This window comes from Brucella sp. TWI559 (assembly GCF_039674265.1).
GTDB lineage: Bacteria > Pseudomonadota > Alphaproteobacteria > Rhizobiales > Rhizobiaceae > Brucella > Brucella chromiisoli.
The window spans coordinates 99,842-114,391 of the sequence record NZ_JBDJNE010000003.1 but is presented as its reverse complement, the minus strand read 5'-3'; the positions used below and the strand labels follow the sequence as shown (position 1 = coordinate 114,391).

The window sequence follows — 14,550 nt, the reverse complement described above, 5'->3', positions numbered from 1 at the left end:
GTTAATTACCAAGCCGCTGAAGCAGGTCCGGCACATGGACCTGATCGGATTTGTAATTCCCGGTCAGCATATACATCACGATGTTCACGCCGCCGCGCAGTGCATAAATGCGCTGCATCGGATCATTGGGAACGGTTGGCAAAAGTGGATTGCCCTGTTCATCAACGGCCCAGGCACCTGCAAAATCATTGGCGGTTATCATGATCGGTGAAACGCCATCGCCGGTGCGGACCGGGCGGTCGCGCTCGGCATTGGAAGCGGCAGTGGCTGCGACCCATAACGGACTTCCTTCATAGCGGCCTGGAAAATCCGGCATGATGAAAAAGGACTTGGTCAGCACATGATCGCTGGGTACAGGCTCAAGCGGTGGCACATTCATGCCATCAAGAATTAAGCGAAGGCGCTGGTTGGCAGGGGATGCGGAAGCGTCAAGACTCGCGCCTGCCTGAAGCTGATCGCGGGTATCAAACAGCACCGTGCCGCCCTGCTGCATATAGGCATCGACTTTGGCGATGGCCTCGGGGCTTGGCATTGGAGCGTCTGGATCAATGGGCCAATAGATCAGCGGATAGAAATTGAGTTCATCCTTGGCGGGGTCAACGCCGATCGGGTCGCCCGGCTCAAGCGCTGTCTTATCCGTCAAGGCAAAGGTTAAGCCGCGCAGGCCCGCCTTGCTGATATCGTCGGTCGCGCTGTTGCCGGTGATGATATAGGCGAGATGGGTTTTCGAGACAGAATTGATAATGGCTTCGTCACCCGGCTTGCTGTCATCATGGGTTTGTTGCGCTTGCGCGGTTTTCACACCGAACGGTATCAGACTGATTGCCGATGCTGCTGCAAAAAGAAGGGCAATGCCTGCGATTTTGGAGCGGATTTTCATGCGACGACGAAAAGCGCCACGCAGCCAGAGCATCAGCAATGTGTCGAGCGCGAGCAGCATGGCTGCAGCTGCGAAAAACGGACCACGCAATGAAATCGATTGATCGGCGTTGTAAGACGCAGGTGTTATGCCAACGGAAAGTGCTGGTTGGCTGATTGCTTGAAGCCTGATGTCGCTGCCTTCAAAAATGTTGAGCGCTTTCAAGCCATCCTCATTGCCGTAGAAACCGGGCGGCGTGTTGATGCTGACATCAGGCAATTTGTCTTTATCCATGATCAGGGGCTTTGCTTCTGATGATGGCGGCGTCAGTTCGCCGTGGGCTGAAAGAAGCTGGAATGGCGGCAGCGAAATTGAGCGTTGATCGCCTTGTGCGCCAGCGCGTTGCGACAACGATACAATGCGGCGCAGCATATCGACAAAAGCCCCGGATATCGGCAAGCTCGACCATGATGCATCGGGTGAAATATGGAAAAGAATTACGTTGCCTCGCCCACGGCTTTCGCCGGTTACAAGAGGTGTTCCGTCAGCCAGTGTTGCATAGGCTTTGTCATTGAGATCAAAGGACGGTTCAGCCAGAACCTGCCGCGAGACGGTCACATCATCAGGCACACTCAGTCCGGCAAAAGGGCCTTTATCAGAAAAAGAACGAAGCTTTTGTGGCTCTGACCACGACAAAGTGCCACCGAGTGCTCGCTCGCCCTTGCGCAGGCGAACGGGCAGCAGTGGATCATTCTCATTGGCACCTGCAAGGCGCGGCCCGGCAAACCGCACCAGTGTGCCGCCATCCTCGACCCATCTTGTGAGTTGGTCTTCCACTGGCTTTGGCAAGGTGCCGATGTCTGCCATGATGAGGACTGATGGCTTGGCGTCGAGCACTTCCGGCACGGTGGTCATCAAATCTGCCGAGCGCGGTTCGATGAGATTGGCATAGGGGGAAAGCGCGCGCGAAATATAATGCAGCGGTGATAAAAGCGGCTGGGCCAGATCGCCATCGCCACTGGCCAGAAGGCCGATTGTGCGGCGCTCGGAACCGGCATCGATCAGACGTGCGGCAGCTGCCTGATTGGTCCCGTCAATGCGGATCACGTGGAAATCATTGCGCAATTCCACCGGCAGATTGAAACGAGCAACGGCTTCATTGCTCCCTGCTTCGAAGGACAAACGCGTTTCGGCGATGCGGCGGCCCTTATCATCATAAGCGGAAGCTGTGAGCGTGCGCGGCATGGTTATGCCTTCGGGGCGGGTTGCTTTTGCTTCAAGCGTATCGGCCTGATTTTCAATGGAAGTCAGCGCTACAACACGATTGAGATTTGCTGCATACCAGAGAACGGAAGCGAGCTGATTATTTTGATTGAGCTTTGTGAAAGCTTCACTGTCCGTTGCCTGCGCCAAGCCGTCATTCATGAAAGCCAGACGGATTTTCTCACCTTGCGGTATGCTTGATGCAAGACGATCCAATGCAGCTTTTCGGTCAACGGGGATCGGGCGAGGCTGCAAGGCTTGCAGACGCTCGGTCGCGTGGCTGCCATCATAAGGGCCAATGTCTGTATTGGCAGGTTCGGCCGTGCCAAGCACATAAATTTGCGCATTTGCGGCTTGCGCATCTGCAATCAGCTTTTCTGCGGCATTGACGCGTTGTGGCCACTCTTCTGCGGAAGCCCAGCCGTTATCCATGACAATGGCCAGTGGTTGGCTGCCGGAAAGTGTGACAGCGCGTGGGTTCCACACGGGCGAGGCAAGAGCGAAGATAACAAGTGCTGCAATCAGCAGGCGCAGCAGCGTCATCCACCAGGGGCTTTTGGACGGCACTTCCTCGCGTTTGAAAACCTGCGCCAGAATTCTGAGCGGCGGAAAGCTTTCTTCCTGCGGGCGCGGTGGCGTCATGCGCAGCAGCCACCAGATAACCGGCAGGGCAAGAAGGCCGGCAAGGATCAGCGGTGATCCAAAAGCGAGAGGCAGAAAATTCATGCGCGTGCTCCACCAGGAGAGGATGCACTTAACGCATCATGCAATCGTGACAGCGCTTCGGTCGCTGGCCGATCTGTGCGATGCACAGTATAGCTCCAGCCAAGCCGTTTACAGAAATCAGACAAGGTCTCCCGCCGCGCAATGTATAAGCGCCGGTAGTCGTCGGCATAGGTTTCTGCGCGACCGGCAACAAGGGTGCTGCCTGTTTCAGGGTCGCGGAACTCTGTGCGTCCCGCATAGGGAAATGTTTCTTCCGCAGGATCGGCCACTTCAACAAGATGCGCACGCACACCGCGCCGCGCAAGTTGATCGAGCAAATCGGTCAATTCGTCAAACGGATGCAGAAAGTCTGAAACAAGTACCACTTCGGAAAAACGGCGGATCTGGTTGATGTCGGGCAGAGCGCTTTCGGATGCTTCATGCATTAATGCGCCTGCAAGCCGTTCGGCGCCATTGCGGGCGGAGAAAGGGGGCAGCAGGGCCGGAAAGGCGATGCGTTCGCCTGACCGCGAGAGCAGCTCGGCTAATGCCAGTGTGAGCACCAGCGCACGCGCTTCTTTGGAGACAGGTGTCAGATTGGAGCGGTAGAGCATGGAGGAGGAGAAATCGCACCACAACCAGACCGTATGGGCTGATTCCCATTCCCGGTCGCGAACATAGGTATGGTCGTCGCGGGCTGAACGCCGCCAGTCGATGCGCGCCAGTGCGTCGCCTTCAACATAGGGGCGGAACTGCCAGAAGTTTTCTCCGGGGCCGCGTTTGCGCCGTCCATGCCAGCCATTCATGACGGTGTTGACGACGCGCCGGGCTTCGACCAGCAGATCGGGAATGCTTGCAGCGCGCACACGCGCACGCGCCAGCGTATCCTTTCGGTCTGAAGCTGAAACCTGCGCGCCAACTGTCATCAGGCTGCTGCCTTCACCAGATTGGCAATGACATCGCGCACATGCATGCCATCGGCGCGTGCTGCGAAATTGAGCGCCATGCGGTGTTGCAGGACTGGCTCGGCCAGTGCTTTGACATCATCAACGGATGGGGCAAGACGGCCTTCATAGAGTGCGCGTGCACGGGCGCAGAGCATCAGTGCCTGACTGGCACGCGGGCCCGGACCCCAGGCAATGTGCTTTTTTGCATGTTCATTATCGGCGTCAGGACGCGCCGAACGAACCAGCTTGAGAATTGCATCCACCACACTTTCAGAAACAGGCATACGGCGCACCAGCGCCTGCATCTGGCGCAGACGCTCGGCATCAAGAATTGCGTAAGCTTTTGCTTCTGCAACGCCAGTGGTTTCCAGAAGGATACGGCGTTCGGCATCCAGTTCGGGATAGAGAATATCGATCTGCATGAGGAAGCGATCGAGCTGGGCTTCCGGCAGTGGATAGGTGCCTTCCTGTTCCAGCGGGTTCTGTGTTGCAAGCACATGAAATGGAGCTGGAAGGTCATAGCGCTGCCCAGCGACCGTGACGTGATATTCCTGCATGGCCTGCAAGAGTGCAGACTGGGTGCGCGGCGAGGCGCGGTTGATTTCGTCGGCCATCAGAAGCTGCGCAAAGATCGGGCCTTTGAGGTAGCGGAAAGATCGGCGACCATCGGCATCCTGCTCCATCACTTCCGAGCCGATGATGTCGGATGGCATCAGGTCGGGTGTGAACTGGATACGCTGACCCGAAAGGCCAAGCACGGTTCCCAGCGTTTCGACGAGCTTGGTTTTTGCAAGGCCGGGAAGACCAACGAGCAGAGCGTGACCGCCTGCGAGTACTGCTACGAGGGTACGCTCAATGACGCTTTCCTGGCCGAAGATAACGGTGCCGATGCTTTCCCTGATCCGCGCAATATCTGCAAGTGCGCGTTCAGCTTCGGCGACGATCTGATCGGGATTGGCGGCTTCGGGCGTAACAACAACACTCATAAGGACCTCGCAAAAATATCCGCACCTGCATATGATTGATTAAATCACTATATATGCTGACAAGCCGTGAAACGGTGACTATTTCATGACTTCCGGTATTTAAATTACATTCGAGCAGGAATAACCGAGTCGGATGACAAAAAGCACCCCTGAAGGGAACGAAAGGCTGCAAAGCGCAAAGCCCGCTACTGAAGGAATGGGCGGACTGGAGGCCCTTATTGCGCGTGCCCATGCGGATGCGCAAAGCGGACCGGCGACGAAAGAACGCGGAATTCCGCCAGTAGAGCGCTGGAACCCGGAATTTTGCGGTGTGCTTGATATGGAGATCAAAGCCGATGGGACATGGTTTTACATGGGCACACCCATCGGGCGTAAACAGCTTGTACGCTTGTTTTCAACGGTGTTGTGCAAGGATGAAGACGGAAAAACCTATCTCGTAACGCCAGTGGAGAAAATTGAAATCAGCGTCGAAGACGCGCATTTCATAGCCGTTGAAATGCAGGCTTCGGGAGAGGGAGACGATCGGAAACTGACCTTCCGCACAAATGTCGGCGATGTGGTTGAGGTGGATGCCGAGCATCCATTACGCTTTGTCGTGGAAGATGAAAGTGGTGGATTGAAGCCTTATATCAAGGTGCGTGGACGGCTTGAGGCGCTGGTTGCGCGGTCTGTGATGTATGATCTTGTGGCATTGGGTGAAGAAATTGAAGTGAATGGCATTGTGATGTTTGCAATACGCTCGGGCGGCACAGTTTTTCCGATCATGCCTGCGGAAGCGCTTCAATGACGGATCGTTTGGTACATTCCTATTCCAGGTTTTCGGCCAATGATTTTGCCGAGCGTGTTCGCCACTGGCAGCCCGATCACAATGACCTGACGGGTGATCATTTGCTTAATCCCGATTTTACGCAGTCTATGGTCACAGCAAAAATGCGCGATGCTGCCGTGCTTGTGCCGGTCGTCGATCGCGGTTCGGAAGCAACGCTTTTGCTGACAAGGCGTACGGACACTTTGCGCAAACATTCAGGCCAGATCGCCTTTCCGGGCGGGGCCATCGACCCGGAGGATGGGACAGCGGAGAATGCCGCCTTGCGTGAAGCCAATGAAGAGATTGGCCTTGTGTCTGAACGCGCTGAAATTCTTGGGGCAATGCCGCGCTATCTGACTGGCAGCGGCTTTTCGATTACGCCGGTTCTGGCGGTCGTCAACACACCTTTCGATGTCCATCCGAACCCGGACGAGGTTGCAGATATTTTTGAAGTGCCGCTGTCCTTCCTGATGAACCCGGACAATCACCGGCGCGAAAGCAGGCTGTTCAACGGCGCCGAACGCTTTTATTACGCGATGCCTTATCACGAGCGATTCATCTGGGGCGTGACCGCAGGCATTATTCGCGGACTTTATGAAAGGCTCTACCGTTGAGCGATACATTGAATATTTCAGATCGGGCAAGCTGGCTTTGTTCCAAGCCGTTGCAGGCGCTTTTTGCTGCGCTCAACCGTGATGGTGGTGAAGTACGTGTTGTTGGTGGTGCGGTTCGCAATGCATTGCTTGGCACGAAGATCAGTGATGTTGATCTGGCGACCACGCATTTGCCGGAAGAAACAGTAAGGCTTGCCAAAGAGGCAGGTTTTAAGCCTGTGCCTACGGGCATTGAGCACGGCACGATTACCGTTGTGGTGCAGGGGCAGCCTTTTGAAGTCACGACCCTGCGCAAGGATATTGAGACCAACGGTCGTCATGCGAAAGTGGCTTTCGGGACCGATTGGAAGGCTGATGCCGAGCGGCGTGATTTCACGATCAATGCGCTTTATGCGACGGCCGATGGCGATGTGATCGACTATGTCGGCGGTCTTGCTGATATTGAAACCAAGACGCTGCGCTTTATCGGCGATGCTGAACAGCGTATCCGTGAGGATTATTTGCGCATTCTGCGCTTCTTCCGCTTTTTTGCATGGTATGGTTCGGGGCGTCCTGAAGCCGATGGATTGCGGGCGAGTGCACGATTGAAAGACGGGCTGAGCCAGCTTTCAGCCGAGCGTATCTGGTCGGAACTCAAGAAGCTGCTGTCCGCGCCCGATCCTTCGCGTGCGATGTTGTGGATGCGCCAATCCGGCGTTTTGACCGCCATTCTGCCGGAGAGTGAAAAGTGGGGTATTGATGCCATTCACGGACTCGTTCGCGCGGAAGCTGATCTTGGCTGGGACGTGGATGCTTTGCTGCGTCTTGAAAGCATTGTGCCACCCGATGCGGCTCGCATGACAGAGCTTGGCAAGCGGCTCAAAATGTCAAATGCCGAGCGTGCCCGACTTGAAGCGTGGGCACGCGCCGATGCTATCAAGTCGGAAACATCTGAACAGGCACTGAAGAAACTCATCTATCGCGGCAGTTCGCAGGCGGTCGCGGACCGTATTCGTCTGGCCTATGCGTCTGCACGACAGGAAGCCGCTGCCAGTGATGAAGCAATGATCCGCGCTGGCGGTTATTCAAGACTTCTTGATGCGCTTGAGAAATATGAACCGTTGGTCTTTCCTGTGACCGGCGGCGACCTTCTGGCGCTCGGTGTCGAGAAGGGGCCGGGGCTTGGCGAAGTGCTGCGTGATCTCGAAACTCTATGGATTGACTCCGGTTTTAGTCTTGACCGCGACGCGCTTCTGGACAAACTTGATCGCAATAAAATGAACGGCTGATGACTTGTAAAATTCAGCCATAGTTTCATTGAGTTATGGCTGAAATTTTTTAGGTTTGTTTTGAAAGAGCAGCGGAATGTCCAACACTGAACCATCGACTTCGCGGAATGCATCTTCTGATCCCAAGCAGAATTTTGGCACTGAGGGTATTGCGCCTATGGAGCGTCCGGGTGCCATCACGCGCTTCTTCATGGGTATCGTTGCCTGGGCCGAACGGCTCAATCTGAAATATGCGAAGCTCGGCAATCCGCCTGTCTATGACAATGCCACGTTCCCATGGGCGGCAGAGGTTGAGAAAGCTTATCCAGCTATTCGCAAAGAGCTTGAAAAGGTTCTGCTGCGTCAGAGCGAGCTGCCTTCGTTTCAGGACATTTCGTCAGACGTAAAAACGATTTCGACTGATAATCACTGGAAGACATTCTTCCTTTTGGGCTTTGGTGTGAAGTCGGAACAGAATATTAAGGCCTGTCCCAACACATGGAACGCGGTACAGCATATTCCGGGTCTGACGACAGCCATGTTCTCGATCTTCGAGCCGGGCAAGCACCTGCCGCCGCATCGTGGTCCTTATAATGGCGTGCTGCGTCTGCATATGGGCATGATCGTGCCGGAGCCCGCCGATAAGCTTGCAATCCGCGTGGATAAGCAGGTCTGCCACTGGCAGGAAGGCAAGGTTTTGATTTTCGACGATGCCTATGAGCATGAGGCATGGAACCACACCGAGCATACGCGCGTGGTGCTGTTCGTCGATTTCGTGAAGCCGCTGAAATTCCCCGCCCGTTTTGTCAACTGGGCGTTGATGAATCTTGCGATCTTTACGCCCTTCATCAAGGAAGGGCTGGATAACCACAATGAGTGGGAAAAGAAGTTTTATGCGCAAGCTGAACAGCTTCGCAATCAGCCAAAAGCCTGAGCGATTTGACTTTGAACTACGGCGTTCTTAAATAATCTTCTGGAGGGCTTTTTCCTCCAGTTGCTTGTGCTCCACGAATGGGGATGCGCTTTAGAAGGAATTGTTGATGCTAGAGATTGTCGGAAGCCTCTGATCGTTCCGAATAATTGCTGCGCCTTTAGGAAAGCGCAGATGTTCAGGGACGGAAATGGCATTGGCTGTGGGGGAGCTTGGTTTACCCGCATGCGCTGATGCTTGTCATGGTTTCCATCCAGGCATAACAACAATGAATATCTCACGTATTGAACAGCGCGTGCTTCACGTGCTGGCGCAGGGCGGTTACATTCGCCATCTGCGCGAAGACGGACGTATCTGCGAAATCGAATGCTATACGCGTGAAGGCTATGTGCTTTCTGATTGCACGATGGCAATTTTCCAGCAATTGCGGCGAAAACGGCTGATCGAATCGCGTGGGGGAAGTGCTTATCGTATCTCCCTCAAAGGTCGCATCAACGTTCGCGCACAAGCCAATAATCGATGAAGAGGTGCTGAATGTATATCCGCACAGAACAACCGCAGGATATTGCTTCAATCCGTCATCTGACTGCTGAGGCGTTTCGCACGATGCCGTATAGCACTCAGAAAGAAGCGGCAATCATTGATGCTCTTCGTGCCGCGTCGGCTCTGACCTTATCGCTGGTCGCAGAAGAGAAAAACGACATCATTGGACATGTGGCGTTCTCGCCGGTCAGTATCGATGGTGTTGACAGCGACTGGTATGGATTAGGACCAGTGTCCGTACAGCCGGACAAACAAGGCAAGGGGATTGGTCGTGCGCTCATTCGTGAAGGTCTGAAGCGTTTGAAGAACGATGGAGCTTGCGGTTGTGTTCTGGTTGGAGATCCGGCCTATTATCAGCACTTTGACTTCAAAGCTGACGAGCGGTTGAAGCTTAAAGGTGTTCCAGCCAAGTACTTCCAATGTCTTTTGATGAAAGGTGATATGCCATCCGGTGAAGTGACCTTTCACGCGGCATTCGATGTATGAAGAAAGGGCGGGAAAATTCCCGCCCTTTGTCTAACTTATTACGGCCACTTTACCACGGGTGGCATGGACGAGAGAATGGAATTCACATTGCCACCGGTCTTGAGACCAAAGATCGTGCCGCGATCATAAAGCAGGTTGAATTCGACATAGCGTCCGCGGCGGATCAACTGTTCCTCGCGATCTTCCGGTGTCCAGTCCTTGTTAAAATTCTGGCGCACCAGATGCGGATAAACAACCGAGAACCCACGGCCCACATCACGGGTGAAGGCAAAATCCTTATCCCAACCGCCCTGTTCTTCAGATGAATGCAGCCAGTCGTAGAAGATACCGCCAATACCGCGGGCCTCATTGCGATGCGGCAGATAGAAATATTCGTCGCACCATTCTTTCAAACGCTCGTAGTCGGCGATGTCCTTGTGCTTGTCGCAGATGAAGCGAAACGCCTTGTGGAAGGCAAGCGTATCCGGGTCTTCCTGCGTGCGGCGACGGTCAAGCACAGGCGTCAGATCAGCGCCACCACCAAACCATTGCCGGGTTGTGACAACCATGCGTGTATTCATATGGACGGCCGGCACATTCGGGTTCTGCGGATGCGCGATCAATGAAATACCGCTGGCCCAATAGCGCGGGTCTTCTTCGGCACCGGGTATCTGCTTGCGGAACTCAGGAGAAAACTCGCCATGAACCGTTGAGACATGCACGCCGACTTTTTCAAAAACGCGGCCATGCATGATGGACATGACACCGCCGCCGCCTTTGCCTTCGTCCTTTTGCCATGGTGTGCGAACAAAGCGCCCTGGCTCCTGATCGGAAAGCTGGCCCTGCAAGTCGTCTTCAAGCTGTTCAAAGCTTGCGCAGATACGGTCGCGCAGTTCTTCAAACCAGTTTTGAGCGGCCAGTTTTTTCTCTTCGATATCATGCGGGATGATCGCCGGAATTTCGTCACGTTGCATTTCAGGTAACCTCTCGCGCAATTTCTTGAGTAATTTAATTCAGATGACTTAGCAAAGTCCTGCCTTTTGGCAAAGTGCGAAGACAGTATGGTGGGCGAAGGCGAATTTCTCTCCCCAAGAAAAGACTCGTCATGAAGTCGTCGCTTCCCTATCTTATGGGGCAGGGGATTTTAACCCTTTGTACGGGAGGCAACTGCATGAGCGCATCACCGCCCAAACCGCCGCTGGAAGGCTTGCGCAAGCAGCTTGAAAAAGGCCGCGCGAATAAAAGCAGGCTCCCACGGGATGGCTTTGTCCGTGAGACATTTGCTTTGCCGCGGCAAGCCGCACGCGATAAAGCGCGCGAATGGTTCGAGAGTTTTCCCAAGGCTGCATATTGGACAGAAATCGAGAGCTGGTGTGAGCGGCCCGATGATGTCATCGAATTTACCATGCGCCGCCTGCCAACGTCAGATTAGAGATCTGATTCAACAAAGCTGCTCAAGCCGTTGAAACCAGATTCAAATGCGGCATTTGCGAAAACGCCCTTCGGTTTTTGCCGAAGGGCGTTTTGTTTTTGAGTCGTTATACCGTTACCGGACTACTTGGCCTCTGTCTGCGGTGCCTGTTCCCACGACTTCCAGTCTTTGATGATGCTGTCAGCATACGCTTTGCCAACGCGATAGGCATTGGTTGTGGCGAGCGGGAAACCACCCGACTTTGCAGCGAGCGACTCTGATGCTGTCTGGTCTTTGCCCTGACGGTCGAAGTTGGAAGACGTGCGCAGAAGCGCGATACGGTTGAAGTCGAGCTTGTCCGCATCGGCTGCACGCTTAAGCGCTGTGAGTGTCGCGTTGTCTTCCATCTGTGACGTGCAGTAGTCGGCTTTGCCGTCGGTCAGGAGTTTTGCCCACTGTTCCATGGCTTCGCCGAGCTTCGTGCCGTGCCAGTACGTGTCGCCAGATGCGGTGTCGCAGATTGTAACCATCGGAGCGCTGGTTGCGGCTTCTTCCGTGTAGTGCTTGCGATATTCCTTGGCATCGTCGCTGTCGAGAAGTTCAACGCTTTGCGTGGTTTTAAGCGCATAATCTGCAAGCTTGCCATTGAGTTCGAACACTTCGGTGCCTGCTGCCCATTTTGGCTTTTCGCCCGGCTTGGATGCGCCGAGACCGAAGAAATCGGTGGTCCAGCCTTCTGGGGCTTCGCGAATATCAATGCGGTGGTTGAGGTTGGCATCAACTGCATATTTCGCCCAATGCGCAGAGCCGAGCGTGCCATGCTTGGGGTCAACGCCTGCAATGCCCGCGATGAGGAAATAGGTGTTCTTCAGATCAAGCTTGTCGCTCAGCGCCATGGCCGAGACTGCACTGGCTGCATTGGCAAAACCCATGGCGGTCGTCATGTGGCAGAGGCCCTCGGCCGTACAGTCAATCTCGGGATATTCAGGGCTCAAGCCCGGCAGCTTCAGCTTCTGCGTGAAGTTTTCACCTTCCAGCCAAGGCTTGGCTTCTTCGCCGAACATAGTGATGACCATAACCTTCGGCGCAATGGTTTCAGCAGTTTGTGCAAATGCAGGGGCGGCAATTGCAGTGCTGAGCAGTGAGGCCGTAAGAACAGAGCTGCGGAACAATGGCTTCATTGGGGAGGACCTTTTTCTGGATGTATAAACGTGTTCGGGAACTGATTCCGCTTATTCGCCTATGCGGTTGAAACGGATTCTTTTTCCTGATTTCTCTGGCGCATAGCTTCGCCTGCTGTGATTGCGACAGAAACCGCAAGATTGAGGGAGCGCGCACCCGGTATCATCGGGATGATCAGGCGCGCATCGGCGCTATGCTGAATGCTGTCAGGCACGCCGGCAGACTCTCTTCCGAACAGCAGGATATCGTTCGTCTGAAACTGATATTGCGTATAGGGGATCGCGGCTTTGGTCGAAAGCAACACGAGGCGCTTGCCTGCATGAAGACGCCAGTCGTTGAAATGCTGCCAGTCGGCATGGCGGGTCAGGGCGGCTTGCTCAAGATAGTCCATGCCTGCACGCTTCAATGAGCGATCGGAAACATCGAAACCCGCAGGCTCGATTAGGTCCACCGCAAAGCCAAGGCAGGCGGCCATGCGCAGAATGGTTCCGGTATTGCCGGGAATGTCGGGCTGATAAAGGGCGATGCGCAAATCCATATAGAGCGGGTAGCTCACAAATCCGATGGCTGCAAGTACCGTAACCCGCTCTTGCTTTGACATCAACACATCTGTGCTGTGATAAGCTGAAGGAAAACGATGCTTTGGTTGATCACAAAAATATTCCCTTTTTGTTCTCGCTCTCTCTTGGCAATTTCATAAGGTGCCCGTACAAGGATCGCCATGTTTACATGGTTTGAAAATCGACTCGAAGCTTATCCCGAAGAACCGCCGCGCGAGCCTCCGCGCGGGCTGGTCGCTTTTTGCCTTTATTATACCCGTGGCGCATGGCCATGGATTATCGGCATGGCAATTTTTACGACACTGATTGCCATTATAGAAGTGTCGCTTTTTGCCTTTATGGGCAATATTGTTGACTGGCTTTCGCACCAGTCACGCGAGACCTTTTTAAGCAATGAGGGCTGGCGGCTTTCATTGATTTCAGGTGTCGTGCTGGTGGGACTGCCGGGCGTAGTGCTCATTCACTCGCTGCTTATTCACCAGACCTTGCTCGGAAACTATCCGATGCGTGTGCGCTGGTTGATGCATCGCTATTTGATCCGCCAGTCGATGTCGTTCTTTCAGGACGAGTTTGCCGGACGTATCTCAACCAAGCTGATGCAGACCGCTCTTGCCGTGCGCGAAACGGTGATGAAGCTGCTTGATGTGCTCAATTATGTCATCGTCTATTTCGCCGGTACGCTGTTTATTGCGGCTTCGGCGGATATTGTTTTGATGATCCCGTTTGCGGTCTGGCTCGGCGTTTACATCATCCTGCTGCGCTTTTTCATTCCGCGTTTGCGGGTGATTTCGGAAAAGCAGGCTGATGCGCGCTCGCTTATGACCGGGCGCATTGTTGACAGCTATACGAATATTGCGACTGTCAAACTGTTCTCGCATTCAAGCCGTGAGGAGGCTTACGTCAAAGAAAGCCTCGATGGTTTTCTAACCACTGTGCATGGTCAGATGCGCATGATCACCCTGTTCCATTTCACGCTCTATCTTGCGAACTGCATATTGCTGTTTGCAGTGGGGGCGATTGGTATCAGTCTGTGGATGAACGAAGCGATTTCCGTTGGGGCCGTTGCAGTGGGCATCGGCCTGGTGCTGCGTTTGAATGGTATGTCGCAATGGATCATGTGGGAAATGTCGGCGCTGTTTGAAAACATAGGCACTGTGGAAGATGGTATTACGACGATCTCGCGCGCCCATGCTGTGGTGGATGTTCCTGACGCGCCTGCGCTGAGAGTGCGTGACGGTGTAATTGATTTTGATAAAATCGGCTTCCATTATGGCAAAGGCAAGGGTGTCATTGAAGGTCTGTCGCTTGACATCAAAGCAGGACAGAAGATCGGTCTTGTCGGACGCTCGGGGGCAGGTAAATCCACGCTCGTTAATCTGCTGCTGCGATTCTACGATCTTGAAAAAGGCCGCATCCTGATCGACGGGCAGGATATTTCAAAGGTAACGCAAGATTCGCTTCGCGCCAGCATCGGCATGGTGACACAGGATACATCTTTGCTGCATCGTTCGGTCCGTGAAAACATCATGTATGGCCGCCCTGACGCAACGGACGACATGGTCGCGCGGGCAATCCGCCTTGCGGAGGCTGATCAATTCATTCCGCTGTTGACCGATGCAAAAGGTCGACGTGGCTTGGATGCTCATGTCGGCGAGCGTGGTGTGAAACTTTCCGGTGGTCAGCGTCAGCGCATCGCGATTGCGCGTGTGATGCTCAAAGATGCGCCGATCCTTATTCTGGATGAAGCAACCTCTGCGCTTGATTCAGAAGTGGAAGCGGCCATTCAGGACAGCCTCAACACGCTTATGGAAGGCAAGACGGTTATCGCGATTGCGCATCGTCTTTCGACCATCGCTGCCCTTGATCGTCTCGTTGTGATGGATGAGGGAAAAATCGTCGAAGACGGGACGCATGAGGAGCTTGTTGCGCTTGGCGGTATTTATGCCGGACTATGGGCACGTCAGTCGGGTGGATTCCTTGGCTTTGATGAGCAGGCCGAAGCGGAAATGTCAAAGTAAGGAATACGCAA

14 protein-coding genes are annotated in these 14,550 nt (G+C 54.3%); 8 read left to right on the top strand and 6 right to left on the bottom strand.

From position 1 onward, the window contains the following. Position 1: 1 nt before the first annotated feature. Genes ABE530_RS06300 through ABE530_RS06290 form a run of 3 tightly spaced genes read right to left on the bottom strand, consistent with a single transcriptional unit; the run spans position 2 to position 4,760 of the window. Positions 2-2,848 carry a DUF4159 domain-containing protein gene (locus ABE530_RS06300; RefSeq protein WP_499693979.1) on the bottom strand — a complete coding sequence of 949 codons (2,847 nt, stop codon included), beginning with the start codon at positions 2,846-2,848 and terminating at the stop codon, positions 2-4. After that, positions 2,845-3,753, bottom strand: a complete 909-nt coding sequence (locus tag ABE530_RS06295; RefSeq protein WP_499693978.1) for a DUF58 domain-containing protein — start codon at positions 3,751-3,753, stop codon at positions 2,845-2,847. The genes ABE530_RS06300 and ABE530_RS06295 overlap by 4 nt, the downstream gene beginning before the upstream one ends. Then, on the bottom strand, positions 3,753-4,760 hold the full coding sequence (locus ABE530_RS06290) for an AAA family ATPase (protein WP_265985579.1): 1,008 nt from the start codon (positions 4,758-4,760) through the stop codon (positions 3,753-3,755). The genes ABE530_RS06295 and ABE530_RS06290 overlap by 1 nt, the downstream gene beginning before the upstream one ends. A gap of 133 nt (positions 4,761-4,893) precedes the next feature. Between ABE530_RS06290 and ABE530_RS06285 the strand changes: the two genes are divergently transcribed. From ABE530_RS06285 to ABE530_RS06260, 6 genes are all read left to right on the top strand, one after another. Beyond that, positions 4,894-5,547, top strand: a complete 654-nt coding sequence (locus ABE530_RS06285; protein ID WP_499693977.1) for a DUF1285 domain-containing protein — start codon at positions 4,894-4,896, stop codon at positions 5,545-5,547. Then, positions 5,544-6,182 (top strand): CoA pyrophosphatase, encoded by a 639-nt coding sequence (locus tag ABE530_RS06280; RefSeq protein ID WP_499693976.1) that lies wholly within the window; start codon positions 5,544-5,546, stop codon positions 6,180-6,182. Before ABE530_RS06285 ends, ABE530_RS06280 begins: the two co-directional genes overlap by 4 nt. Next, positions 6,179-7,450, top strand: a complete 1,272-nt coding sequence (locus ABE530_RS06275) for a CCA tRNA nucleotidyltransferase (protein WP_499693975.1) — start codon at positions 6,179-6,181, stop codon at positions 7,448-7,450. Before ABE530_RS06280 ends, ABE530_RS06275 begins: the two co-directional genes overlap by 4 nt. 76 nt (positions 7,451-7,526) lie before the next feature. Next, a complete protein-coding gene (gene olsC / locus ABE530_RS06270; RefSeq protein ID WP_396998144.1) occupies positions 7,527-8,363 on the top strand; it encodes an ornithine lipid ester-linked acyl 2-hydroxylase OlsC in 837 nt (278 codons plus the stop codon). 265 nt (positions 8,364-8,628) lie between these two features. Beyond that, on the top strand, positions 8,629-8,883 hold the full coding sequence (locus ABE530_RS06265; RefSeq protein WP_265985574.1) for a YjhX family toxin: 255 nt from the start codon (positions 8,629-8,631) through the stop codon (positions 8,881-8,883). A gap of 11 nt (positions 8,884-8,894) precedes the next feature. Then, complete coding sequence (locus ABE530_RS06260) at positions 8,895-9,389, top strand: GNAT family N-acetyltransferase (RefSeq protein ID WP_265985573.1); 495 nt, start codon at positions 8,895-8,897, stop codon at positions 9,387-9,389. Between the two features lie 38 nt (positions 9,390-9,427). On the opposite strand, the gene hemF is transcribed toward ABE530_RS06260, so the two are convergent. Further along, positions 9,428-10,342, bottom strand: coding sequence for an oxygen-dependent coproporphyrinogen oxidase (gene hemF, locus ABE530_RS06255; protein WP_265985572.1), 915 nt, complete (start codon positions 10,340-10,342; stop codon positions 9,428-9,430). 197 nt (positions 10,343-10,539) lie between these two features. Between hemF and ABE530_RS06250 the strand changes: the two genes are divergently transcribed. Then, positions 10,540-10,800 (top strand): hypothetical protein, encoded by a 261-nt coding sequence (locus tag ABE530_RS06250; protein ID WP_265985571.1) that lies wholly within the window; start codon positions 10,540-10,542, stop codon positions 10,798-10,800. A gap of 122 nt (positions 10,801-10,922) precedes the next feature. Here ABE530_RS06250 and ABE530_RS06245 read toward each other — a convergent pair whose 3' ends face one another. Both ABE530_RS06245 and ABE530_RS06240 read right to left on the bottom strand, forming a co-directional pair. Beyond that, complete coding sequence (locus ABE530_RS06245; protein WP_499693974.1) at positions 10,923-11,960, bottom strand: purine-nucleoside phosphorylase; 1,038 nt, start codon at positions 11,958-11,960, stop codon at positions 10,923-10,925. Positions 11,961-12,019: 59 nt separating this feature from the next. After that, entirely contained in the window at positions 12,020-12,499 is a 480-nt protein-coding gene (locus ABE530_RS06240; protein WP_499694091.1) for a tRNA (cytidine(34)-2'-O)-methyltransferase, read from the bottom strand. Positions 12,500-12,682: 183 nt separating this feature from the next. Here ABE530_RS06240 and ABE530_RS06235 point away from each other — a divergent pair, with 183 nt between their 5' ends. After that, the gene (locus ABE530_RS06235; RefSeq protein WP_265985569.1) at positions 12,683-14,539 is read left to right on the top strand and encodes an ABC transporter ATP-binding protein; all 1,857 of its coding nucleotides are present in this window, start codon (positions 12,683-12,685) and stop codon (positions 14,537-14,539) included. The last annotated feature ends 11 nt before the right edge of the window (positions 14,540-14,550 follow it).

Bases quoted from the DNA above. Each gene is read 5' to 3' on its own strand.
- ABE530_RS06285 (WP_499693977.1), top strand. From the start codon at position 4,894: ATGACAAAAAGCACCCCTGAAGGGAACGAAAGGCTGCAAAGCGCAAAG.
- hemF (WP_265985572.1), bottom strand. From the start codon at position 10,342: ATGCAACGTGACGAAATTCCGGCGATCATCCCGCATGATATCGAAGAG.
- ABE530_RS06265 (WP_265985574.1), top strand. From the start codon at position 8,629: ATGAATATCTCACGTATTGAACAGCGCGTGCTTCACGTGCTGGCGCAG.
- ABE530_RS06240 (WP_499694091.1), bottom strand. From the start codon at position 12,499: ATGGATTTGCGCATCGCCCTTTATCAGCCCGACATTCCCGGCAATACC.
- ABE530_RS06250 (WP_265985571.1), top strand. From the start codon at position 10,540: ATGAGCGCATCACCGCCCAAACCGCCGCTGGAAGGCTTGCGCAAGCAG.
- ABE530_RS06280 (WP_499693976.1), top strand. From the start codon at position 5,544: ATGACGGATCGTTTGGTACATTCCTATTCCAGGTTTTCGGCCAATGAT.
- ABE530_RS06290 (WP_265985579.1), bottom strand. From the start codon at position 4,760: ATGAGTGTTGTTGTTACGCCCGAAGCCGCCAATCCCGATCAGATCGTC.
- ABE530_RS06245 (WP_499693974.1), bottom strand. From the start codon at position 11,960: ATGAAGCCATTGTTCCGCAGCTCTGTTCTTACGGCCTCACTGCTCAGC.
- ABE530_RS06300 (WP_499693979.1), bottom strand. From the start codon at position 2,848: ATGAATTTTCTGCCTCTCGCTTTTGGATCACCGCTGATCCTTGCCGGC.
- olsC (WP_396998144.1), top strand. From the start codon at position 7,527: ATGTCCAACACTGAACCATCGACTTCGCGGAATGCATCTTCTGATCCC.
- ABE530_RS06295 (WP_499693978.1), bottom strand. From the start codon at position 3,753: ATGACAGTTGGCGCGCAGGTTTCAGCTTCAGACCGAAAGGATACGCTG.
- ABE530_RS06235 (WP_265985569.1), top strand. From the start codon at position 12,683: ATGTTTACATGGTTTGAAAATCGACTCGAAGCTTATCCCGAAGAACCG.
- ABE530_RS06260 (WP_265985573.1), top strand. From the start codon at position 8,895: ATGTATATCCGCACAGAACAACCGCAGGATATTGCTTCAATCCGTCAT.